General features: G+C 43.7%; 24 protein-coding genes. 14 read left to right on the plus strand and 10 right to left on the minus strand.

What is annotated here, in order from left to right:
* The first annotated feature begins 12 nt into the window (after nucleotides 1–12).
* Entirely contained in the window at nucleotides 13–1,011 is a 999-nt protein-coding gene (locus ACKTR2_RS09515; RefSeq protein WP_407884831.1) for an NAD(P)/FAD-dependent oxidoreductase, read from the plus strand.
* 48 nt (nucleotides 1,012–1,059) lie between these two features.
* Here the strand turns inward: ACKTR2_RS09515 and ACKTR2_RS09520 are convergent, their stop codons facing one another.
* Nucleotides 1,060–2,205: a low temperature requirement protein A gene (locus tag ACKTR2_RS09520; RefSeq protein WP_407884833.1), complete on the minus strand. Its 1,146-nt coding sequence runs from the start codon at nucleotides 2,203–2,205 to the stop codon at nucleotides 1,060–1,062.
* 203 nt (nucleotides 2,206–2,408) lie between these two features.
* On the opposite strand from ACKTR2_RS09520, the gene lepB reads away from it, so the two are divergent.
* A complete protein-coding gene (gene lepB / locus ACKTR2_RS09525; protein WP_407884835.1) occupies nucleotides 2,409–3,002 on the plus strand; it encodes a signal peptidase I in 594 nt (197 codons plus the stop codon).
* Between the two features lie 317 nt (nucleotides 3,003–3,319).
* Here the strand turns inward: lepB and ACKTR2_RS09530 are convergent, their stop codons facing one another.
* Nucleotides 3,320–5,407, minus strand: a complete 2,088-nt coding sequence (locus ACKTR2_RS09530; protein ID WP_407884837.1) for an LTA synthase family protein — start codon at nucleotides 5,405–5,407, stop codon at nucleotides 3,320–3,322.
* A gap of 174 nt (nucleotides 5,408–5,581) precedes the next feature.
* Here ACKTR2_RS09530 and ACKTR2_RS09535 point away from each other — a divergent pair, with 174 nt between their 5' ends.
* The 5 genes from ACKTR2_RS09535 (at nucleotide 5,582) to ACKTR2_RS09555 (ending at nucleotide 9,307) form a co-directional block, all read left to right on the plus strand.
* A complete protein-coding gene (locus ACKTR2_RS09535; RefSeq protein WP_407884839.1) occupies nucleotides 5,582–6,241 on the plus strand; it encodes a histidine phosphatase family protein in 660 nt (219 codons plus the stop codon).
* A 485-nt stretch (nucleotides 6,242–6,726) separates the two neighbouring features.
* Nucleotides 6,727–7,215 carry a GNAT family N-acetyltransferase gene (locus ACKTR2_RS09540; RefSeq protein WP_407884841.1) on the plus strand — a complete coding sequence of 163 codons (489 nt, stop codon included), beginning with the start codon at nucleotides 6,727–6,729 and terminating at the stop codon, nucleotides 7,213–7,215.
* Between the two features lie 20 nt (nucleotides 7,216–7,235).
* Nucleotides 7,236–7,700 (plus strand): MerR family transcriptional regulator, encoded by a 465-nt coding sequence (locus ACKTR2_RS09545; RefSeq protein WP_407884842.1) that lies wholly within the window; start codon nucleotides 7,236–7,238, stop codon nucleotides 7,698–7,700.
* Nucleotides 7,697–8,329 carry a TMEM175 family protein gene (locus tag ACKTR2_RS09550; RefSeq protein WP_407884844.1) on the plus strand — a complete coding sequence of 211 codons (633 nt, stop codon included), beginning with the start codon at nucleotides 7,697–7,699 and terminating at the stop codon, nucleotides 8,327–8,329. The genes ACKTR2_RS09545 and ACKTR2_RS09550 overlap by 4 nt, the downstream gene beginning before the upstream one ends.
* The gene (locus ACKTR2_RS09555) at nucleotides 8,330–9,307 is read left to right on the plus strand and encodes a linear amide C-N hydrolase (RefSeq protein ID WP_407884846.1); all 978 of its coding nucleotides are present in this window, start codon (nucleotides 8,330–8,332) and stop codon (nucleotides 9,305–9,307) included.
* 244 nt (nucleotides 9,308–9,551) lie between these two features.
* Here ACKTR2_RS09555 and ACKTR2_RS09560 read toward each other — a convergent pair whose 3' ends face one another.
* The 6 genes from ACKTR2_RS09560 to spxB form a co-directional block, all read right to left on the minus strand.
* Nucleotides 9,552–10,469, minus strand: a complete 918-nt coding sequence (locus tag ACKTR2_RS09560; RefSeq protein ID WP_407884848.1) for a magnesium transporter CorA family protein — start codon at nucleotides 10,467–10,469, stop codon at nucleotides 9,552–9,554.
* A gap of 21 nt (nucleotides 10,470–10,490) precedes the next feature.
* Nucleotides 10,491–11,537 carry a YdcF family protein gene (locus ACKTR2_RS09565; RefSeq protein WP_407884850.1) on the minus strand — a complete coding sequence of 349 codons (1,047 nt, stop codon included), beginning with the start codon at nucleotides 11,535–11,537 and terminating at the stop codon, nucleotides 10,491–10,493.
* A gap of 25 nt (nucleotides 11,538–11,562) precedes the next feature.
* A complete protein-coding gene (locus ACKTR2_RS09570) occupies nucleotides 11,563–12,699 on the minus strand; it encodes a VanZ family protein (RefSeq protein WP_407884851.1) in 1,137 nt (378 codons plus the stop codon).
* 91 nt (nucleotides 12,700–12,790) lie between these two features.
* Nucleotides 12,791–13,252, minus strand: coding sequence for a MarR family winged helix-turn-helix transcriptional regulator (locus tag ACKTR2_RS09575; RefSeq protein ID WP_407884853.1), 462 nt, complete (start codon nucleotides 13,250–13,252; stop codon nucleotides 12,791–12,793).
* A gap of 32 nt (nucleotides 13,253–13,284) precedes the next feature.
* A complete protein-coding gene (locus ACKTR2_RS09580) occupies nucleotides 13,285–13,815 on the minus strand; it encodes a GNAT family N-acetyltransferase (RefSeq protein WP_407884855.1) in 531 nt (176 codons plus the stop codon).
* Nucleotides 13,816–14,001: 186 nt separating this feature from the next.
* Entirely contained in the window at nucleotides 14,002–15,747 is a 1,746-nt protein-coding gene (gene spxB / locus ACKTR2_RS09585) for a pyruvate oxidase (RefSeq protein ID WP_407884857.1), read from the minus strand.
* Between the two features lie 151 nt (nucleotides 15,748–15,898).
* Between spxB and ACKTR2_RS09590 the strand changes: the two genes are divergently transcribed.
* From ACKTR2_RS09590 to ACKTR2_RS09615, 6 genes are all read left to right on the plus strand, one after another.
* A complete protein-coding gene (locus ACKTR2_RS09590; RefSeq protein ID WP_407884859.1) occupies nucleotides 15,899–16,795 on the plus strand; it encodes an RluA family pseudouridine synthase in 897 nt (298 codons plus the stop codon).
* A gap of 19 nt (nucleotides 16,796–16,814) precedes the next feature.
* On the plus strand, nucleotides 16,815–17,591 hold the full coding sequence (locus ACKTR2_RS09595) for a TerC family protein (RefSeq protein WP_407884861.1): 777 nt from the start codon (nucleotides 16,815–16,817) through the stop codon (nucleotides 17,589–17,591).
* Nucleotides 17,592–17,713: 122 nt separating this feature from the next.
* Nucleotides 17,714–18,814, plus strand: a complete 1,101-nt coding sequence (locus tag ACKTR2_RS09600) for a lactate oxidase (protein WP_407884863.1) — start codon at nucleotides 17,714–17,716, stop codon at nucleotides 18,812–18,814.
* Between the two features lie 108 nt (nucleotides 18,815–18,922).
* Nucleotides 18,923–19,246 (plus strand): thioredoxin, encoded by a 324-nt coding sequence (gene trxA, locus ACKTR2_RS09605; RefSeq protein ID WP_407884865.1) that lies wholly within the window; start codon nucleotides 18,923–18,925, stop codon nucleotides 19,244–19,246.
* Nucleotides 19,247–19,361: 115 nt separating this feature from the next.
* Nucleotides 19,362–20,186, plus strand: a complete 825-nt coding sequence (locus ACKTR2_RS09610) for an alpha/beta hydrolase (protein WP_407884867.1) — start codon at nucleotides 19,362–19,364, stop codon at nucleotides 20,184–20,186.
* A gap of 189 nt (nucleotides 20,187–20,375) precedes the next feature.
* Nucleotides 20,376–20,810: a MarR family winged helix-turn-helix transcriptional regulator gene (locus ACKTR2_RS09615; RefSeq protein WP_407884869.1), complete on the plus strand. Its 435-nt coding sequence runs from the start codon at nucleotides 20,376–20,378 to the stop codon at nucleotides 20,808–20,810.
* A 93-nt stretch (nucleotides 20,811–20,903) separates the two neighbouring features.
* On the opposite strand, the gene ACKTR2_RS09620 is transcribed toward ACKTR2_RS09615, so the two are convergent.
* Together ACKTR2_RS09620 and ACKTR2_RS09625 are read right to left on the minus strand one after the other, a co-directional pair.
* Nucleotides 20,904–21,461, minus strand: coding sequence for a TetR/AcrR family transcriptional regulator (locus ACKTR2_RS09620; protein ID WP_407884871.1), 558 nt, complete (start codon nucleotides 21,459–21,461; stop codon nucleotides 20,904–20,906).
* A gap of 307 nt (nucleotides 21,462–21,768) precedes the next feature.
* A complete protein-coding gene (locus ACKTR2_RS09625; protein WP_407884873.1) occupies nucleotides 21,769–21,948 on the minus strand; it encodes a hypothetical protein in 180 nt (59 codons plus the stop codon).
* A 233-nt stretch (nucleotides 21,949–22,181) separates the two neighbouring features.
* On the opposite strand from ACKTR2_RS09625, the gene ACKTR2_RS09630 reads away from it, so the two are divergent.
* On the plus strand, nucleotides 22,182–22,943 hold the full coding sequence (locus tag ACKTR2_RS09630) for a hypothetical protein (RefSeq protein WP_407884875.1): 762 nt from the start codon (nucleotides 22,182–22,184) through the stop codon (nucleotides 22,941–22,943).
* Nucleotides 22,944–22,967 lie beyond the last annotated feature (24 nt).

The raw sequence follows: 22,967 nt of genomic DNA on the forward strand, positions 1-22,967 counted from the left end.
AAAGAGACGATCATGGCTGAGCAGAATTATGACTTAACGATCATTGGTGGCGGCCCAGTAGGGTTATTCGCCGCTTTTTATGCTGGTTTACAAGAATTACACACCCAAGTCTTGGAAAGTTTACCAGACGTAGGGGGGCAAGTAAGTGCGTTATATCCAGAAAAGAAAATCTTAGATGTTGCGGGTTTTAGCGGCATCAGCGGGCAAGAATTGGTTGATCGCTTGCGTGAACAAATGACTTTATTTCCGGTAACGGTCAAAACGAGTCAGACTGTCGCTAACATTAGTGGGCAGTTGGGTGATTTTACTATCACGACTAATGGTGGCGTGACACACAGTAAAGCCATTCTTATTACCACTGGTAACGGCGCCTTTACACCGCGTAAACTAGCTGTTGAAAATGCGGCATCGTTTGAAAACGAACATTTATGGTACTTTTTACCGAAGCTAGCTCATTTCGCGAATCATGACGTCATGGTCGCTGGTGGCGGGGATGCGGCTATTGATATTGCCTTGATGATTGAACCGGTGGCCAAGCATGTCTACTTGATGCATCGGCGTAATGAATTTAGAGCATTGCCACATAGCGTCACCAGCTTGAATACTTCCAGCGTTGAGCAAATGACACCGTATCTAGCTCAAGGATTAGCGGCCACGAGTGATGGGCGGCTGGACGTCGACTTGAAAGAAATGAAAACGGATCATCATCGTACCATCACGGTTGATGATTTAGTCGTCAATTTCGGTGTTATTTCTGATCATGCGGTGTTTGAAAATTGGGAGCTACAGTTTGAACAAAAGCACCAACAAATCGCCGTAGATTCCACCATGCAAACTAGTGTTGCTGGTGTCTATGGGGCCGGAGATGCAATTAACTATTCAGGTAAAGTGGCCCTGATTGCGACTGGTTTTGGTGAAGCTGCCACAGCTGTCCACAGCGCAGCCTTTGCTATTGATCCACATCATCATGGACCAGTTCACAGCACCTCGGTTCATTTGCCAGACAAATAGATGAGCGCAGGGCTCGGATCAATCTGGACTAAGCTCCCCGTATTTTGATTATTGATGTAACTGGGGTTCTCGGCTAAGGATGTAGACCAGTAAGCCAAGGGTACTTAAACCGATTTGTCCGATTGGAGCTAATTTAGCGCCAATCAGCAAGCACATCAGGACGCCACCTTGCCACAATAAAGCCTTTGCTGACTTTAGTTGCCAGTTATTCCAATTTGCTAGTCCTTGGAGCAGTAGAAATGTCATCACAGCAAAAATGCTAAACCAAATTTGGATGCCAGAATGATGTGGCTCAGGCAGATAACTTAAACTAAAGATGAGTCCTGTTAGGACGAATAACCAGAGAGTATGGAGTAGTCGAAATAAGAGTAGTGGCAGGTAGCTATGTCCATGAATGTGCAAGTTGTCCATCAACATGTAGTAGAGCCACCAGATGGCAACGACGAACAGCAGACTGATACAGAAGAGTAGAATGGTTTTCATAGTTGTTTCTTCAATACCATGGTCAATCAAATCGGCAAGTGCTTCCCCCAAAATGATCATCGTGAATTGACCAAAACGCTCCAATAAAGACGCTGAAATTTCAAAGGGAAGTTGACGTTTTATCGATTCGCGATCAAATCGCCGCCGCGTGAAAAAAGGCGTACCAAAATCAATGATAAAAACGCTCCATAAAATGGCAACTGACACCGTGGGGTTAGCGACGATTATTGCAATAATGAGGAGTATGCCAGCGCCACAGTAATATCTGACATAGGGCCAAGAGGTGACTCGATGATCAGGATCAAAATGCCCGGTGGACCACCAAATATAAGTAATAAGTGTCTGAACGACCAAATAAGTCCATAGAAATCCGGTCCAATGATTTATGAAAATAGCAGGTAGAAATACTGCGACCAGGCTAATTGCGAGCACCTGACTGAGCAGTAAGACCGTGGTTCTGAGACTATCATCGCCATGCAAATCATAATACCAAGCGATGTTTAGCCAACTATTAAAAATCAGCATGAAGGCTAGGGTAAAAGTCATAACGCCACTGAGAGTCCAATGGGTGGCGAAATTCACGGTGATTAGATGAATAATGGCCACATAGGCTAAATCGGAAAATAACTCTAACCAAGAGATTTTACGATCACGAATTTGATGAGTGACTTTGCGCGGCGCGCGCCACCATTGAAAGAATGAATTTTGCATTGATTATGGGTCCTTTTAAAAAGTTTGAAGTAAAATGGTGGGATTTATAATGATAGTTAAAATTTACCGCGATTTTGAGGATAAAACTACGCTAATGTACAAAAAATCGTTATAATCAAACACGTGATGGGTGCGTCATTAATTTCAGCATTGATCACACTTAATTTGACATTTGAGAGGATGTGCCCACCATCAAAAAAGTAATGAGTTGGATTTGGCCGGTTGTGATCGGGGTGTTAATCGCCTTCCTTGTACAGTGGTTGTTTGTGGCCCACGTGCGGGTTGACGGTCCATCAATGGAGCCAAATCTACAAAATAACGAAAAGGTTTGGGCGTTTAAAATGGCGCCAATTCGTCGTGATCGAGTGATTGTCTTCAACGCGTACGGTGTTGATCCACAAGCGACCGACCACAACATTAAGTATGTTAAGCGGGTGATCGGACTGCCTGGCGATGAAATTGACTATCATGCTGATGGTAAGTTATATATCAATGGGAAATACGTCGCTCAAAACTATATTACTAAGCAGCAACGGATCGCAGGAACCTTAAGCCCATTACCTCATTCAGGTAGCAAGTATCAAGGCTTTACGCTAAACAGCTTAAGCTATGATCAGAATTGGACGAAAAATGCCGGTAAAAAGCGGGTGCCTAAGGGAATGTACTTTGTTTTAGGTGATAATCGGGCTGTTTCAAATGACAGTCGCTATTACGGGTTTGTTCCGAAAAGCAAAGTTGTGGGCGTTGTGAAGGCTTATCCATGGGCAGCACATCATGAAGAAATTAATGTGAAATGAATTTTTTAAAAACGAGAGCGGGATATAAGCCGGTAAGTGACGAGTATTAAGGGTGCACTTACTTGACTTAGGTCCCGCTTTTTTGCTATTTAGGCTAGAAGTGAAATTTAGATTTTGGCTTTTTTTCAGCTCCATTTTTGAGTGCCATTTTTGTCTAAATGTGAGGCAGACGCCTCTGAACACCAGCTGGCTGGCAGCAAGCAATTAATGCCTAACAAAAGGGAATTACATTTTATCTGCAGAACCAGGAAAACAAACAAGCTCGCTTCCACGTTAATGGAAACGAGCTTGTTTTCTTCAAAAGATGATCAATGAATCTATTGACCCTTACTATTCACTTCAGGGGCATCAGTATGATATAAGTTTTCAATCGATTTGTCGCCGTTTTGACTAAAGAGTGAAGTACTACCAACACCACGATCACGTTCAATTTGTTCAGCTCGTTGTAAGCCTTTAGTATATTTATACTTGGCTGGGTCAACCGGAGTGAACCCTTTTGGATCATAGAAGCGCAACAAATTTTTTTGATTGAGTGAATCAGAGAGCGATAATTCTTTGTCGACTTTTGTCTGGTCGGCAGTCACTTGTTTCTTTTGCGCTGCGGTGAGTTTGGCAACTTGGCCCGTTTTATTGTCGTAAACTGTGCCAGACAATGAGGTGTATTTTGGCGTTACAAAATCTTCATTTCTGAAAGCGACGACTTGATCGTGTTGCTTGGAAAAGAGGTCAGTGCCAAATTGCACGTATTGTTTGGTGTTAATTCCGAGCAGATGAAGTAAAGTTGGCTCGACATCGATTTCACCGCCATATTGGTGTTCGATCTTACCATGGCCATTACCAGGGATGTGGACCATAAATGGGACACGTTGTAGTTGAGCATCGTCAAACGAAGTCCAGTCTTCAGCATTTTTACCAAGCACAGGAGCTAGACTCTTGTTTTCAGAATTAGAAATGCCATAGTGATCACCGTAAATAACGATCATTGATTTATCATAAAGCCCAGAAGCTTTGAGGAAGTTAAAGAGTTCTTCAACTGACTGATCCAAATAATGATTGGTGATAAAGTAATTATTAACAACTGAGCTATCCGTATCCGTCGTCTTGAAGTTGGGATCTTGATCTTCTTTATCGAGATCAAAGGGGAAGTGGTTGGTTACGGTTAGGTATTTGACATAAAACGGTTGTTGCAGGTGTTGCAAGTATTTGACTGAATCATCAAAGAGTAGTTTATCCTTTAAGCCATAGCCTTCAGAACGATCACCACTATGGTCGTAATACTCCTGGGCAAAGAAATATTGATAGCCTAAGTTAGGATAGACATTATTTCGATTCCAAAAGCTAGGTACATTTCCGTGAAAGACGGCGGTGGTGTAATGTTCCGGTGATTGTTCAAGGATGGCTGGTGCAGCCTGGAAGGTTTCGTCACTACCGAGTTGGGCGAAAAGTGAACCTTGGGGTAGACCATACGTGCCGGTTTCGAGCATGTTCTCTGCATCGGATGTTTTTCCTTGACCAACTTGGTGGAAAAAGTTGTCAAAAGCATAGGTGTCCTTAGAGTGATACAGACTATCAAGGAATGGCGTAACTTCTTTTCCATTGATTTTTTGATCAATGGAAAATTGTTGGAAACTCTCCAGATGGATGATAATGACATTGCGACCCTTAGCGGCGCCAAACATTGTTTTATTAGGTGCGGCATAATGAGATTTAGTGAAGTTGGTCACTTCTTTGAGTTCTGACTTGGTTGCCGCAGCGCGCATCGCTGAGGTATGCCACTCACTAGCACCGTCGTAAGCCGTGAAGAAGTCCAACCCTAGGTATTTAACGACGTAACTGCGGTCAAATGTTCGCGTCATGAGTTGTGAGCGATCCACCTCTGCGACGGCTAAGTTAAAGGTAATCATTGCGATGGCAAAGGAAGTCATAGCAAAGCCGGTTTTTTTAGGCAGAGGGAGTTTGTCAAATCGAAGCCAACGAACGATAAATAATGTGAGGATGACGATGATATCCAGCCAGTAAAGCACGTCATGAGGCATTGTCAAAGCCAATGAGCTACCTGATAATCCTTGGTTGACTTTGTCATAGCCGGTCATAGTCGACACAGTCATGTAGTCGGTAAATTCTCTAAAGTAGATCACGTTCAAATACAATAGGACAGTGTTTAAAATGTACGTTAGTCCGAGAATCGGATAAAAATAACGGGCTTTGCGCGCATAAAAGGCCAGTCCAAATAATAGTAGGCTAGTGCCAAGGGGGTTGATGAGCATAATGCCCCCTTGAAGTGGGTCACTGATTGTTAAATGAAAGTCAATGATATAGGCCAACATAGTCTTGGCCCAAAACAGAAAAATCAACAGCCAAAATAGGCCAATTCGAGTATTTAGTTTTGCTTGCAACTTACGCATCGCATTTCTTTCCTCGTTCCGGTTCGTGATTAACATCGATTAAGTGTACCACGTGAGTTGGTGACCAAGATAAAAACAGCTTGTGACCTTACATAAACTTTAAATCGTTGACCGTCTTGCTCAGACAACGATCGTGTATAATAAAGATAAATTAATTTGGAAAGGGTGATGGATGTGGCTCGAGTAACGTTGTATTTAGTCCGCCACGGGCAAACGTATTTTAACATTTATAACAAATTACAAGGATGGAGCAACTCGCCATTGACAGCGATGGGTATCGCTGACGCCAAGGGTGCTGGTCAGCGGCTGGCTGAAATTCGGTTTGCAGCAGCGTATTGTTCTGATACGACCCGAGCCCAACAAACTGCCGCGATGATTTTGGCCGCTAATACGTTATCAAATCAAGTCAGTCCATTGAGTAGCCCCTTTTTTAGAGAACAGTTCTATGGCTCTTTTGAAGGCGAAAATATGAACTATGTCTGGGATCAAGTGGGTCGCCCACACGGCTTAAACGGGTTTAAAGCGATTGAAGAAAAGTACTCTATCGCCAAAGCCAAAGACTTAATGAAAGAAGCCGATCCCTTTCATGATGCAGAAAGTAACGACGAATATTGGGCCCGCATTGACCGTGGCTTTGATTTGATTCGCAATAATGCTGACCTTGACGATGACGACAATGTGCTCGTGATTAGCCATGGCAACACACTGCTTAGTCTTATGGAACGTTATGGTCAAGGCAAGTTCGATCTATCCGAACGACCAGCAAATGGGAGTGTAACACGGCTGTTGTTGGATGACCAACAGATCACAGTACTGGGTTACAACGAGAAATAAGCTGGTGAGTGCACAACCGCTACTGCGCTAGTGCTATTACCTGCGCCTAACGGGACTCAGTAGCTACCGCCCCAGTTCCACACTGAGTTTTATTGTCGTGATGCACTGGTGCAGAGGTCTGTGCCTAACCTGAGATTTCCCCTTGGCAAAATGCGCCAACTGGCAATCTCTTGTTAGTGCTCGACCTCTACCGCCCCAGTTTCACACTGAGTTTTTATTGTCGTGTTGCACTGGTGCAGAGGTTTGTGCCTAACCTGAGATTTCCCTTTGGCAAAATGTGCCAACTGGCAATCTCTTGTTAGTGCTCGACCTCTACCGCCCCAGTTCCACACTGAGTTTTATTGTCGTGTTGCACTGGTGCAGAAGTCTGTGCCTAACCTGAGATTTCCCCTTGGCAAAATGCGCCAACCGGCAATCTCTTGTTAGTGCTCGGCCTCTACCGCCCCAGTTCCACACTGAGTTTTAAAAAAGGAGAATTTATTTAGATGGCATTATTTGGTTTTGGTAAGCGGAAGAAGCAACAAGCCGCGATTGATTTTGAAAAGCAAACTGGCGAAGAAGGTAAGATTTACGACGACGCCAAAGCAGTTCGGAATGCAGTGTTTGTCGACGAACAGGGCATTAGTCAAGATCTAGAATTTGATGGACATGATGATCAGGCTACCCATTATGTTGGCTATGAGAATGATGCGCCAGTTGTAACCGCGCGTGTCACAAAATTGGACAAAGACATCTTGCAAATTCAACGGGTTGCCACCATTGATTGGGCGCGCAATAAAGGTTATGCACGGGCATTGATGGATCAAATTACCGAAGATGCTAAAGCCGATGGTTATCGTTCTCTTTACTTGGAAGCACAAGAGACGGCAGTTAGCTTTTATGCCAAACAGTCCTTTGAAGTTTTCGGCCAACCCTTCCTGGAAGCCAACATTTGGCATCGTAAAATGGAAAGAGAATTGTATCCAGAAGACTAATGTAGAAACAAGGTGAACCTATGAATCGGCCGAGCCTACGTGAATCGAATAGTGGCCATATCTTTAGCACGGAAAAGTTAATTTTTGGTATTGGAGAAATTAGTCGGATGACCGGTGTTTCGACGCGACAATTGCGCTACTGGGAAACGAAAGGGTATATCAATTCTAAAGATCGACAGGACGAACAACAGCAACGTGTGTATGGGTATGCAACGTTTTTGAAAGTGTCTGGGATAAAAACGATGTTGGATGAAGGATACACTTTGGCTGCGGCTTCAGCACAGACGGATGCTTTAATACAAGAAGGCTTGACGTTACGCAATTTTGTTTTAGATGCTTATCACGGCCTTGAAGAGATTAATGGACGAATGATGCTTGATTTGGGTGACTTTGATGATGCTGGACAGCTACGGCTCTACGCCTATGTTGAGGATCATCACGTTCATTATCAACAAGTATTAGTCAGTAAGGATCGCCGCCAATGATCATGTCAAAAGCACGTTTGGAAGCATTCAGTGACGGTGTGTTTGCTATACTGATTACCATTTTAGTTCTTGAATTTAAGGTTCCTAGTTATCGAACCGGTCACCTGTGGCAAGGAATTATGCACCAATGGCCTGAATTTTTAGCCTATGGCGTGTCGTACTTTTATGTTGGAACACTCTGGCTATTCCACCATGATTATTTTGCCAGCCTAAAAGTCATCGATCGGAATCTTAACCTATTAAATTTACTCTCAATGTTCAGCGTGACGCTGTTAGATTATCCAATGATTCTTGTTGCTACCGCTATTGCTAGTGGAAATTCGACTGACGTTCGCACTGGTTTCATGATCTACGCGACGGTGGCACTATTTATCTCAGCGGTCTATTATTGGCTGTATCGCTATCTTCATGATCATCAAGAATTAATGAGTACAACTAATTTAGTGATTGACCACAGTGTCCAATTGGATCCTGTGCGGTCTATGATTCTATATGGGTTAGCCATTATTGGTGCCATTTGGTCCAATTGGGTCGGCGGATTATTATTACTCGCCGGAATTATTTTTCATTTTATCGCCTATCTACACTTAAGTAAGCAGCACCAATCAACCAAGAGTACGGAGGCATAAATGTGTACCAGTATTTTTCAAATTGCCGTTGATGGCACGCATGTTTTATCGCGGACTATGGATTGGCCCACGCTCGATAATACACCGGCATTTGTACCCCGTGGTTATCAGTGGCAAAGCGATTTTGATCATCGCCAATATACCAATCAATATGCGATGGTAGGTGGGGCTTTTCAACGTCCAGAACGCATTGATTTGTCCGACGGTGTGAACGAATGGGGATTGACGGCGCAAAAACTAACGTTTGCAAATGGTTTTAAACATGCAGAGATAAAGCGGACCGACCGTGTCCAATTGGCGCCCTATGAATTTGCATTTTGGCTGCTGGGAAACTTTCACTCGATTGCGGAAATTGAAGCGCATATCAATGAAATTGAACTAATGGCAGACACTTTCAGCGATCATAAATTTGGACGTCCTGAGTTACACTTTGCGGTAGCCGATCGTACAGGCCGGATGGTCGCGATCGAACCCACGACGATTCCGATGCGAATTGTGGATGATCCTCTTGGTATTTTAACCAATGTCCCCAATTTTGAACGGCAAATTGATCGATTGAATGATTACATGACTTTTACACCAGCTTTTTTGGCGGAACAAGTACCATTAAATACGGCGAAAGTGACAACGGGGAATTTGTCAGGCAAATCAATTCCGCCTGGTTCCTACAGTCCTTCCTCTCGTTTTATTCGCGCTGCTTATTTTAAAGAACGCGCTAATCAACCGCTGGATGAGGCCGGCGCCATTATTAGTAGTTGGCACTTACTTGACGGTGTTGCCGTGCCTCGAAATACTGATCATCAGCAGACGTATTCAGTGTATCGGGCGGCAGCGGTCTGTGAAAGTCGAGCGTATTATTTTGAACCGTATAATCGTGAGACAATTACAAAACTTCAATTAACAGATGACATGCTAACGTGGAAGGAGCCAGTCTTTTATCCAGTTGAGAACGATTTAACAGTTGAGACGCTGAATTAGTCCAAAAATTGAGAGCGGGACATAAGTCGGTAAGTGACGAGCACTAAGGGTGACCTACGAATGATGATGGTTTATTCATCATTCGTAGGTCGCTTTTAGGCGGAGCCACTTGGCTTATGTCCCGTATTTTGGCTATTTAGATTTTAGTTTTGTCCCAGACTCTTTGGCTGTGGCGGACGATATGTCACTGCCTGATTGTCTTACCTGATTAAGATCAGGTACCAATATCATTTACTTGACCGCCTTAACGATCGAAGAACCGATAATGGCGCAAAACGGCATACACCAGTGCACCAAGGATAATCATAATTACAATTGTAATTTGCCAACCAAAGGGATGTGTTTCAAATGGCAGCTTTACATTTTCGCCAAAGAAACCCGATACGATGGTGGGAACAGTCATGATGATGGAATAAGCAGTCAAGAATTTCATCGTGTTATTCAAGTTATTGTCGATTAAATTTGAGTAGGCGTTCGAGACCCGTTCAACCACGTCTGAAGCCATTTGAGCCATCTCCAAGCCTTGTTGAGATTCAACAACAATATCGGTGATATGTTCGCGTTGGTCGTCGTTAACGGGCACGACCGGAAGCCGTTGAAGATCTTGCAGCATATCTGTGTTGGTCTTTAGAGAAGTCAGATAGTAAACCAAGCTCGTTTCCAAATCCATTAAATCATTAATTGCGCTATGTTCAGGATTTGTCTTCAATGCTTTTTGAATTTGGGCGCGGCGGCGGTCTATCTGGTTAATTTTGTCTAAGTAAGTGGTCGTTAATTTGTACATCAGTCCCAAAATAGCATCAATGGGTTGCTGTTCTTCAATGACCGGCAACTTCAAAACTGTATTGGCATTAATCACAATATTGTGTACATAGTCAGTGTCGCCACTGGTAAACGTAAAGACACGCCGGCCCTTAAATAAAAAGCCGACTGGTGCTGTAGCAGTTTCTGGTGATGTATCCGTGATGACGTTAAAGATAATTAATGAAATTCCATTTTCTTTATCGATTTCAATACGGGCTCGTTCATTTGGATCGGTGGCATAGCCATACATCTCTTCCGTTAATTTATAACTATGAATGAGGCGTTGATGTTCAGCGTCTGTTTCATCTTGCACGTCGATCCATTCAAAATGATTATTGATCTCAATCGGTGTCAGCATAATGTATCTCCTGTAAGTGACTTAACCGTAGAACCAAGGAATTGCGATGGTCAAGATAAGAACCACTAACAAGGCAATTTCATGGCGGCGTTTGTGGAGCCAGGTTAACGCGGCATATTCGCGAATTAGCCCACGAACGTAATAGTTGGAGCCGGTTGGTGCACCAATCCCCAAGCTAGGCAATTTAAGACTCGCGGCAATGATCGCAGCTCGAAATACGTGAAAGTTATTTGTGACAAAATCAATAACTGGTTTACCTTCATGAATTTCATCTAAGGCGTATTGGAAATTTTCGAAGGTACTCGTCGATTTTTCTTCCCGGCGAATAGCCGTTTGTGGATAACCGTGTTCAATTGCATAATCTGCCATGGCACTAGCCTCACTGACGGTTTCATCGGCACCTTGACCGCCAGACATGATGAGCATAGGCCACTGTTGAGTGCGTTGCTGTTGAGCAGTTGCCGCTTGAATGGCCACGTCGATACGAGATTGCAATAATTTGGAGAGTTGGTTGCCATGCAGTAGGCCACTACCTAAAACAATCACATAATCCGCGCCTTGTAAGTGTTGGCGGCGTGGATAAGTCCAAGTCGCGACTAAAAAATCGGCGATGGTGATCACCATATAGCCACCAAGTAAAGTTAGGGCGGTATTAATGTAGCGTAGCGGGGTTAGCCACCCATGAGGCCAGACATTGCCGGGGATAAAAGGAATCGCAGCTAAAAGAAGCGCGATGATGATCGTCAGATAACCAATTAGGCGTAAATGATGCCGCCAGCTTGAGACATGCCAAGCTAAGAGCATTAACCAGTCAAATAAACCTAGCGTTAACGCACCATATCCCAACAAACCTAATAACCGCCAACCAAGCTGATGGGTATCAACTAGTGACGTGAGCAAGATAATTGGTAAGCCTAACAAAATAGTGGCGCCGGTTACGATAAACCACGAATTTAGTAAGCGTCTGGGTTCACGACGATAACCAATGATGGCTAAGGTGATAGCAAGGATAAAGACAATCCCAGGGAAGTAGATTAGAAACGCAGTGACTTGATCTAATGAAAACATGAAAACTCCTTACTGAATAGACGAATTAGTGAGGCTCGGTTCTGGTTTGATGTAACTGATTGGCTGCTGGTCGATAAGATGAAACGGTTGTCGTTTGGCTCAGTCGTTCAAAAAGCAAGGGATAACGGGGCATAATTACGGCCAACAGACTGTCGAGTATAAGCGTTAGGAGGATTGCTCCGGCAAGTAATAGTTCACCGTTACTTGCCGGTCGACTGAACCATGGTTGTGCCAGAGCGATCAGGCCGATAAGGGGAATGTAACAAATGAGATTACGTACCGCAATTTGCCAAGGCCGTGGTGTTTGCCATTTTAGCGAGCAAATTTGTAGATGGACAGCGCGTAGCCCAATCGTTCGACCATTGAAAAGTTGTTCAGGTAACCAAATTAATCCCAGAACGCCGACTGCACTTAGTAGCCATCCGGGGACGACATAATTAAAGACGCGCATCACCAATGTCACGATCACGACGCCAATGCCGATCAATAGCCAATCTAAAACAAAGGCGGTGAGGCGGCGCATCAGGCCCACTTGCACGGCATGCCGACGATTAGTGGCCGCAATTTGAGCTTGAGTTGGTAACAACCAAGTAAATAAAGGTGCTAATAACCAACCCACGAGACCACCTGTCGTATTTAAAAGTAAGTCGTCCACATCAAACAGTCGATATGGGCGGATATAGAAGCCGTATAAGCCAGAAAGCTGAGTCAATTCAAAAAAGAGGCTTAGACCAAAGGACAGCATGACACTGGTCAATACATTACGTTTGAAATAATAGTGCAGGTAAAAGCCGAAGGGAATCGTTAGAACAATATTGAAGAAAGGCTGTTGAAACCCAGGTGCGTGAAGCGTAGTTAACCAAGTGGTCGGTTGATGTAGACTGAATCCCGTCGCACGAAAATTATAATAAACCAATAATGGATGTAGATTAATTGTCGGGGTGGTGAGAGCAGCGTCAGCCGCGCGCGTTGGTAAAGGTAAAATAATCAGAAAATAAGCGCATAGTAAATAGAAATAAAAGCTGTAATTGACGAACACTTGCCAGGCTGAAATTGCCCCATATCTAGCATAATGATACACCAATAAGGGGAATGCCATGCCAATTGCTAATAGTGGAAAGACAATGATGGCGACATGAATTGGTTCCAAATATTGGCCCATTTATTAGCCGCCTCCCTCGGTGAGTTTACCGCTCATTTTAGCATAATATTAGCGGTGCTAGTTATTATTCAAACAAGTATCAAACGTTCAGCTACCCTTGCAACAATTGATTTAAGGCCGCTAAGTAAGTCGCGATCAGTTTGCGTTGCTTTTTGTCAAAATGATTGGCTAATGTCTCCAATTGATTCAATTGCTGTCGTTCGATAGCTTGCCCATCTTTAACCGCGTTTTGGCCACTTGGTGTTAAGCAAAATTGTATGATGCGGTGATCATTAGCCACAGGTTGACTCGTCAATAATTGTAGTTTAATTAGTTTAGCGGTCGCTTTGGTCACAGCTGGTCGAGAAATGTTCAGGGCTGTTGATAGATCGTGATTGGTGACGGGTGGTGTTAACTGCTCGACTAAATGCAGTAAATGTCGTTGAGTTCTACTCAGCGCGACAGCATCTGTTTGCGATAATGACGTTGACTGACTGCTTTGGGGTAGATGTTGCAGTGTATTAATGAGGTCGCTGGTTTGAGTGGCTAGTGCTTTGGTCGAAATTTTAGCCATTACAGTATCTCCTATCGAGTGATGTTAGCAGATTAGATGAGATGAAAGGCTGTCGCATAGATTAATTGGCCAGTTAAGCAATGAGTTGTGTTTGAATTAATAACGTGAAGCATAAAATTTTCATCAGGAATTTGAAAGGGGGCCGTGAGACCATAATTGATTGCCGGTTGATAACCAAACCGTTCATAATAGGCAGGATCGCCAATGACGCTAATTGCGGTAAAACCATTTTTCAGCGCGCGCATTTCTAGTTCTGAAATCAGGCTGCTGCCGATGCCCCGTCCTTGAAAGGCTGGTGACACAGACAGTGGTGCCATCACGGCGATTTTAGTCGTTGGTTGTTCTTGAATGGTCGCCACAGAAAGGGCGGCGTGTCCAATAAGCGTGCCAGTCCTATGCTTAGCCACAATTTCCAAGGTGGGTGAATAATTTTTGTCATGGCGCAGGGCCATCGTCAATTCAGCCTCATTTCCATCTGAATGTGGTGCGCTAGCAAAAGCGATTTTAATCAACTGGTTAACTTCATTGTAATTTTGCGGTGTGATGGTTTGCAGTGTAATCACTCAATCGACCTCCTGTAGATATTCGGTTAATTTTAGCATACATCTGTGAAATGCCTTGATTTGATAATTGACAACTGACTGTGGCAGTCGTGACCAGCGACAAGTTTAATTCCAATAAAAAAACAGGTCCATGAACAAAACGTAATCGTTTGTCATCGACCTGTATCCGTACAATTTATATTGGAATTAACCCCGCAGAATTTCACCTAGAGAAGGTTGCTGTTTCGTGTCAATGCCATAGTGTTCAGCATAAGCCTTAACGGTGTCTTCGCCGAATTGTTGTGGATCAAGTGGCATAAATGCTGTTGCCACAGGATCTTCCGGATCGATCACGGCGTTCAGCACAATCGGCTTTTTGTTGCCGCTGGCTTGTAGTGATTTGATTTGATCGAAAGCTGCGTCTAATTCTTTAAGATTGGTAGCAGTGAGACCAACTGCGCCAAGTCCCTCGGCGACCTTTGCCCAATCGGCACCAGTTAAATCAACGCCGTAGAAGTGTTGTTTGGTTTCTTGTTGTTCGTACCAAATAAAGCCATAACGTTCATTGGAAAAGACGATGTTAATGACTGGTAATTGATAGCGTGCTTCAGTGATTAGGTCTTGAACGACCATTGAGAAACCACCGTCACCAGAAAAGCTCCATGCTTGGCCTTCTGGAACGCTCAGTGCGCCGGCCATCCCTGAAGGAACACCGTAACCCATGGTGGCAAATAATCCTGAGATGGCGAAACGCTGGTTTTCCGTCATTTTGACGCCACGAACCGCGAATTCAGATACGTTTCCAGTATCAACACCATATGTGTCATTAGAGCCGGCCAGCTCACGGGTCTTTTTCATGACTGCCTCTGGTTCAAGTCCTTTACTGTCATCACCGGCGAGTTGATCGAGCCAAGTGAGCCAGTTTTGACGGTTCGTACGGTTAGCACGCATCCAATCCGACTCTGGCATTGATTCACCGCTATCGAGGAGTGCTTGTAGATACGTCTTGCCATCTGAAATAACTGCATAATCAATTGGCACAACTTTCCCAATATCAAATGAATTATCGTTGACTTGAATGATTTTGACGTCAGTTGGCCAGAAACGAGCAAATGGATACTCGGATCCAATGAAGAGCACTAAGTCAGCGTGTTGCATGGCTTCAAAACCAGGCTTAGTGCCTAAACGACCGTTGGTACCTAAATAATTACGATGGTCGTTTTCCATGATGCCAGTGCCGGGAACTGTAGAGATAACTGGAATGTTAAACTGTTCAGAAACGCCATCGACCTGTTGACGGGCACCTTTTAACCCAGTCCCAATGTACATCAAAGGATGTTTGGCGGCTTTGATCATTGCTAGCGTGTCGCTCACCGCTTTCGGATCAACAACTTGCGTAAAGTTATTTGAAACGACGGTTGGCGTCTTAGTCGGCTCATAGTCAATTTCTGTGGCAGATAAGTTTTCAGGAATGGTGACAACGGCAACACCCTTTTGTCGGTAAGCTTCTCGAATAGCTTGGTTGACGACGTAAGGCAATTGTTCAGCGGTCGTAACAGTGCGATTATAGACGGATACATCAGCGAACATCGGATCTTCATCCATTTCTTGGAAGTAGTTGGTGTTCATGATAGATTGACCTACTTGGCCAACGAGGGCCAATACTGGTACATGATCCATCTTTGCATCGTATAAACCGTTGAAAAGATGTGTCGCACCCGGGCCTGCGGAACCAAAGGCGACCCCGATCTTGCCGGTGAATTTGGCGTCCGCAGCGGCAGCCATTGCCCCGACTTCTTCATGACGAACTTGAATATATTGAATTTTATCTTTTTCAAGGTACAGGCCTTCAACCGTGTGGTTAATGGACCCACCTGGGATTCCATAAATGTGATCCACATCCCAGTCTTCCAAAACCTTAACTAATGCTTGTCCTGCAATCATTTTTGCCATTTGATGCATCTCCACTTCGTTAAAATAGTCGATAGAAAGATAAAAGTCGTGACTAACTACAATGTCTATGATAATTCCGATAGAATGAAAGTGCGACTATTTGCACTTGATGCCGTTGAGGATTGTGAATGAAGGAAAAGGAGCATTGATCATGACTAAGTGGACTAGCAAATATTCTGTCCCTGCACCACTTGCTGGCGTGAGTGTCCGTCAGCTATTGAACGCTTGGCTCATTCCTAAGCGGATGCAGCACGACTTACGCGTGAACCACGATGTCGTTGTCAACGGGCAGTACCAGCCTTACAGTATGTCGGTACATACTGGCGATCAAGTGTCCTTGACCGTGCGAGCAGAAAATTTGGGGACACCGGTGCAAAGGTATTTGCCCGATGACCACGTTTATCTGCCAATATTATATGAAAATAATGATGTGTTAGTGATTAATAAACCCAGTGGTATCAAAAGCCACCCGAATCGCCCCGATGAGTCGGGAACTGTCATGAATTTTTTGACGGCCCAGTTGGCTAATGTCAACCAAACACCAGCCATGGTCCATCGCTTGGACATGGCGACGAGTGGAGCAATGATCATCGCCAAGACGCCATTAGTGGTGCCTATTTTAGATCGATTAATTGCCGACAAACGGATTTCACGTACATATCAAGCGTGGGTGGCTGGTCATTTTGAACAAAGTGCTGGTCAATTTAATGACCCGATCGGCCGTGATCTGAATGATCGGCGTAAACGTCGAGTTAACGGCGATCACGCTCAAACGGCACAAACAAGCTATCAAGTTTTGAAGACAACTACTTCCGCTAGTTTGGTGAGATTAACCTTAGGGACAGGACGAACGCATCAATTGCGTGTTCACTTGGCTGCCCACGGGCATGCAATTTTAGGTGATCCATTGTATGCTTCGCCAAAAGCTCTTCTGGCTGCGCCGCGATTGATGTTACACGCATATCAGTTACACTTGCTGTTACCGCTAGATGAAACCGATATGATGATTACGGCCCCGTTGCCCAAAGATTTCTCGTTGCTAGTTTGATGAAAAGGGGCCTGACTGAGTGCTGGATGTAATTAAGCAATTATACGGTCCGTTTTTTGACGGACAGAATTGGGCGACGATTTTAACCAGTCGTAGTGATTGGCTCATCGTTGGCTCATTGGTTTTGATTGAATGCCTCTTATCAGTGGATAATGCAGTCGTGTTAGCGGCACAGACGACCGGCCTCGATAATTTACAAGAACGAGAAAAATCGTTATTCTACGGCTTGTGGGGCGCCTATGTGTTCCGATTTTTCATCATCGGGATCGGAACCTATTTGATTCGTTTTTGGTGGATTAAAGTGATTGGGGCTAGTTATTTAATGTATTTGGTTTATCGCTATTTCCGTCACTTAATGACGCAACAAAAACGTCATCCACTGGGCCAAACGATCACCTCAAAAAAGCGGCGATGGTTTGGCCTATCACCATTTTGGACGGTGGTTATTCAAATTGAATTGATGGACATTGTCTTCTCGATCGATTCTGTATTAGCGTCCTTGGCAATTTCAGATAACGCTGTAATTGTATTAATTGGCGGGCTAATTGGTATCTTATGTATGCGTGGGATTGCAGAAGTGATCATGAATTTGATGCGCAAGGTTCCAGAGCTTGAGACGATGGCGTATGTCTTGATCGCACTGATTGCAGTCAAATTAGTCTTGTCTGTCCCACAGATTGATATTGAGGTTTCTTCACGTGCGTTTGGCTTGGTCATCTTAGCAGCTGTTTTAGTCACGTTACTGATTCATTGGCTCCGATCACGATTTCACCGTTGCTCAGATCGCAGGAAATAATAAACATTTCACAAGTAGTCGGCCATCGTGTTGGTCGATTTTTGTTTTATGATGACGTTATACAAAGAAAACAATGATGTTAGAGTGGAGATTATGCATTTTTTGAAAGTGAGGATAGGATCATGGCTGAATATCAAGCAAGTACTGCAGAACAAACGCTGAAGATCGATGACTTAGCGGCCTTGGAACCCTTGGTTAAGGCGAACATGGAGCCAGGTGCTTTTGGTTATATTCAAGGTGGTGCAGAGACGGAATGGACCATGGCCGAAAATACGCGAGCTTTTGATCATGCTCAAATTGTGCCCCGCGTGTTACAGGATTTAGAGAATCCAGATTTGAAAACATCATTATTTGGGATTCCCCTACAAACACCATTGATTGATGCGCCTGCCGCCGCTCATGGGTTAGCACATGAACATGGTGAATTAGAAACGGCTAGTGCGGTCGCGGCAGAAGGCACGATTATGTCTGCTTCAACCTATTCAAATGAACGAGTGGGCGATATTGCGAAGGCCGGTCACGGTGCCCCACAATTTTTCCAACTCTATATGAGCAATGATGATGGCTTTAATCACTGGATTTTGGATCAAGCAGTTGCCTCTGGTTACCGAGCAATTATTTTAACGGCTGATGCCTCATTAGGTGGATATCGTGAAGCTGACGTCAAAACCGGGTTTCAGTTCCCACTACCGATGATCAATTTAGCTGATTATTCAGCTAACGACGGCAGCGGCGAGGGGTTAAATATCATGCAGATTTATGCTAAGGCTAAGCGTAAATTGAGTTTAGCGGATATTGATGCAATTGCCAGCTACACGAATTTACCGGTTATTGTCAAAGGTGTTCAGTCACCAGCAGATGCAATGGCTGCCATTGGTGCCGGTGCTAGTGGTATTTGGGTTTCAAATCACGGCGGTCGTCAGCTCGATGGTGGACCGGCTTCATTTGATGTGCTGCCAGACATTGCCAGCGCAGTCAATCATCAAGTGCCGATTATTTTTGACTCAGGAATTCGTCGTGGCGAGCATGCCTTTAAAGCGTTAGCGAGCGGGGCTGATGTCGTGGCCTTCGCACGGCCACTTTTCTACGGTCTAAACCTTGGCGGGATCGATGGTGTTCGTTCAGTTATTCAGCACTTTAATCAAGAGCTGACGATTACCATGCAACTAGCAGGTACAAAGACTATTGAAGCTGTTAAACAAACAGAGTTGCTATGGCGGTGAGCATACTGTGGGTATCCAAAAACACTTAGGCGCACCCAGTCTTGTTCTTCTTCTGAGGTTAACGTATACTAACTTCATTCAAAATGAAAGAAACGGAGGGGAACATGGATGGCGCAAGCAGTCTCTTCACAAGCACAAATTGACGCGGCAACAGCTAGTGGTTTAGCAGTTCTGGATGTTTGGGCTCCTTGGTGTGCCCCTTGTAAAATGATGGAACCGGTACTTGCACAGTTAGAGCATAGCTATGGCGATCAAATTCACTTTTTGAAATTGAATGTGGATGATCATCAAGCATTAGCTGAACAATATAAGGTAATGAGTGTGCCTAGTCTGGTGATCTTTAAACAAGGAAAAGCCGCGGAAAAAGTTGCTGGTTACTATCCAGAAGATAAGTTACGGCGTTATCTGGACGCTAAATTGATGGAACTTTAATTAAAAATTGAGTTTAGTCAGCGCCTCTTCCTCGTGGGAGGCGTTTTTTTACGGTTCCGTCACTCGATTGATTGGTTGCGGTATAATGTAGTTCATCGTAAAAGGAGATGTCACTGTGAGTAAACGTCAGAAAGTTGCAAAGTCGTCGACTCGACGCCAGAATCGTTTCGTGCGGTGGCTGATCATCTGTTTATGTGCCATTCTAATTCTAGCTGGTGTGGTAGTGGGCTGGGAAGCAAGCGAGCAAAAAGAATTAGAGCATGTTCAAGTGAACTATAGTGATCGGCCGACCGTCTTTGTTTCGGGAGATTACAGTAACTGGCTGACGTTTGGTCCGATGAACCAACGTTTACAACGTTATGGATTAGCTCAAGCAGTATGGACGATTCACGTCGCTAAGAACGGTCATGCGACTATTGATAAGCATCGACCACTGGGCCATCGGAATCCGCTGATTTTGGTACTCTTTGCTGATAATCACAACGCCAAGCGAGAAGCTCACCAATTAACCGGTGTTATGCACCTATTAAGGCAGCAAGAGCACATCGACTCGGTTAATTTCGTGGGCCATTCGTCAGGCTGTAATATTATTTATCAATACTTAACTGGTCCGGCGGCCAATCATCGTCAACGATATCCACAGACAAACAAATTCATTAATATCGCAACAACATTTAGTAAACGTGAACAGGAAGCAGCTAATCGATTCCCTAGAGCGACGCGAGTTTTAAATATCGCCGGTAACTTTGCGAATACCGGCGGTGATTTAGGCGTTTCAGTGCATGGTGATCAGCAATTAGGTCGACTATTGCAGGACCGGGTTAAAACATATCGAAGCGTTACATTAAATGGTGGTGTGTCTGTCATTCATTATTTGTTACATCAAAATCCGCGAGTAGATCGGCTAATCGTTGAGTTCTTGTGGGGAGGGCGGTCCTAACCGCACACACGGCGCCATTGATTAATGAATCGCAATGACGAGGCTGTTATTGTGTTCTAAAAGTGAAACATTTTTATCGAAAATGTTTCACTGCTGCTGACAATCAAGGGGTATTAGCATAAAATAATAGTTTGTAAAGTTAGATTAGGAACTAACCAACCATAATTAAGAATGTGAAGGAAGGTAGTCATGGAAAATGATGATTTAATCAGTGACTATGAAAATGTGTATTTCTACGTTGGCCAATTTTTGAGTCAATATATTTCGCAACCGGACCGTCCCCATGGTTTATCTTACGGACATTTTCTTGTCTTAAAAGGGATTGCGGCAGATGAAAATTGCTTAATGACTAATTTGGCAACACGATTGGAGACTTCGCAATCCACGGTGGTCAGTGAATTGAAGCGATTGTTAAAATTAGGATTAGTCCGCCAGGTGGAAAATTTAGCTGATCGGCGACAGAAATTTCTTCAACTTACTGATGAGGGTGTGACGGTGTTGGCAGAATTGGAGGCTGAACACGCACACTTATTCGATCATATGGTGGAACAAGTCGGCTATGAGGAAGCTAAGCAGTTCATTCAAACTATCAAAAAGGCGCGGACAGTTCTAGCGGTATCTTAAGATGTCTTGAACTAAAAAATAAAATCCTGAGCGAAAAAGTGTGGCATATAAGCTGAATGACTGACTTATATACCACACTTTTTCGCTTTAAATTTAATTGTCAGTTGGGTTGGTCTGGATATTGATGAAGTTAAATACCATCTGCGCCATTTGTTCAGGAGATTGGGGAGGCTCATTTTGTAACCAGAGCAGAATCATTTCGCTTAACCCGCCAGCCAGATAAACAGTCCAATATTTGGGATTCTGGAGCGTGGTTTGCAATAACTGAGTTTCTACAAGGTTCTTGAGCCAGTCACGGAAATGAAAATATAAAATGTAGCGTAGATTGGCATTAATGAGTTGTTTAGCAGGTTCGCGAAAGCTATTAAAGAGTTCAAAGAAGCGAACAGTTTGAGCGAAAGGGTCGTGAATCTGTTCGCGAACGAGGGTATGCAAATATTGATCTCGACGGCGGGTGAATTCGCTAGCAATGATGTCTTCTGGTGATTTAAAATGACGGTAGAAAAAAGTTCGTGAAATGCCAGCTTGCCGGCATAAAACAGTGACCTTAATTGATGCTAATGGATGATCCGCCAATAAATCAACCAATGTTAAAAAGAGCTGCTGTGTTTTTAATTCACGATTAGATAAGAACATAAAATCCTTGGTCATCAGACACCTCAAAGGTTCAAGCGGCATAGCCATTAACATGCTATTTGATTACTTGTGTATTTGTCTACACCCGTTAACTATTCAGCAGTATCTTATCATACATTGATCAATTAACGTCAAGCATAACATTGGCTGTGTTTGGTGGAACTTGCTAGCTGTTAGTAATCAGTGATGCACAGCTAGTTAGGCGAAAGTTCAACAAAAAAACACGTTGAAACTAGCTCTTAAGTGAGATGGTTTCAACGTGTTTCTCGTTAGCTTGGTTGAGTCGACTACTCGTGAAAATTTAAAAAGCGAAGTCTAAGCATCACTGCAGACTCATTCGGTTGTTCTCTCGAGCGGCTTCTAAAAGGGCCATGAGTTCTTTTGAATAGTCTGTCAAATCGTCATAGATGAGTGCTTGGCTCTGATCACTGGCTTGCAGTGTATATAACCAATTAATTAATTGAGCATCGTCATCGTTTACATTAATAATCCATTGTTTCATTTTGATGCCTCCGGTTTAGTTGCTTACAACTAAAATGTCTACAATTAAATTTACCACAATTTGAATGAGAAGTGTCTGAATCCTTGAAAAAAATCGGCGCGTTCGGTCGCTTTTTTTGAAAGCGAATTGAGAAAATGTGGGACTAATTGAATCGACTTGTCATCGGTTTGCTTTGACATATTGCTTATGAATTAGATAAGATTATTGTTAAATTAAATGGAGGACAAAACATAGTGGAAAAGAATTTTTTTGAGCGGAAGGATGATCGACGACCAATGCCAATCATCGATGATAATGTTTCGATTGGTCGACTTTGGGGACTGTTTATTTTTCCGATTGGCGTTTTTACTTGCGTTGTATTAGTTTCAAAGTATTATCCGATGAATAGCGTATGGCTTCAATTCGTTGTACTGGCGTTAGTACCGACAATTGTTTTATTGAGTTCATATCGGCTAATTAGTGGGCAACGACCATGGGCATTGTTCGGACGTGTGACTGGTAAGGAATGGCGGCACACATTGATGATGTTTGTTTTGCAGGTTGTTTATGCCGTCGTCATGCAGTCTGTCTTTAGAGCACTTAATGTGACGACTGCTAAAAACCCAGCGGGGATCGGGCTGAATGGTGAACATCGTTGGTCGGTCTTTTTCCAACAGGCGTTTAATGATTTATTTGAACTGATGAATGAAGAGTTTTTAGGGATTTTTATTTTCTTGGCTTTTGCGGCCGTTCTAATGAAGCAATTTCATTTTAGACGTAATGTGGCAATCTGGGGTTCCTTGGCGGTTTCAATTATTGTTTTTGGCATGGTTCATTTTGCTGTCTATCAGTGGAATTTAATTCAGATGTTGGTTTTAATTGGCGTTACTCGTCTTTTTTTGACAGGAGCTTATTTGTATTCAAAAAGCATTTGGACTTCATTTGCAATGCATTATACTTTCGATACGATGTTCTTTTTAATGCTGGCGGGAGCGACATGGTTCAGGCACTTGTAGTAGTTGACATTAATGAGATTGTTT

The sequence above is a fragment of the Furfurilactobacillus curtus genome (assembly GCF_045862785.1).
GTDB classification, from domain to species: Bacteria; Bacillota; Bacilli; order Lactobacillales; family Lactobacillaceae; genus Furfurilactobacillus; species Furfurilactobacillus curtus.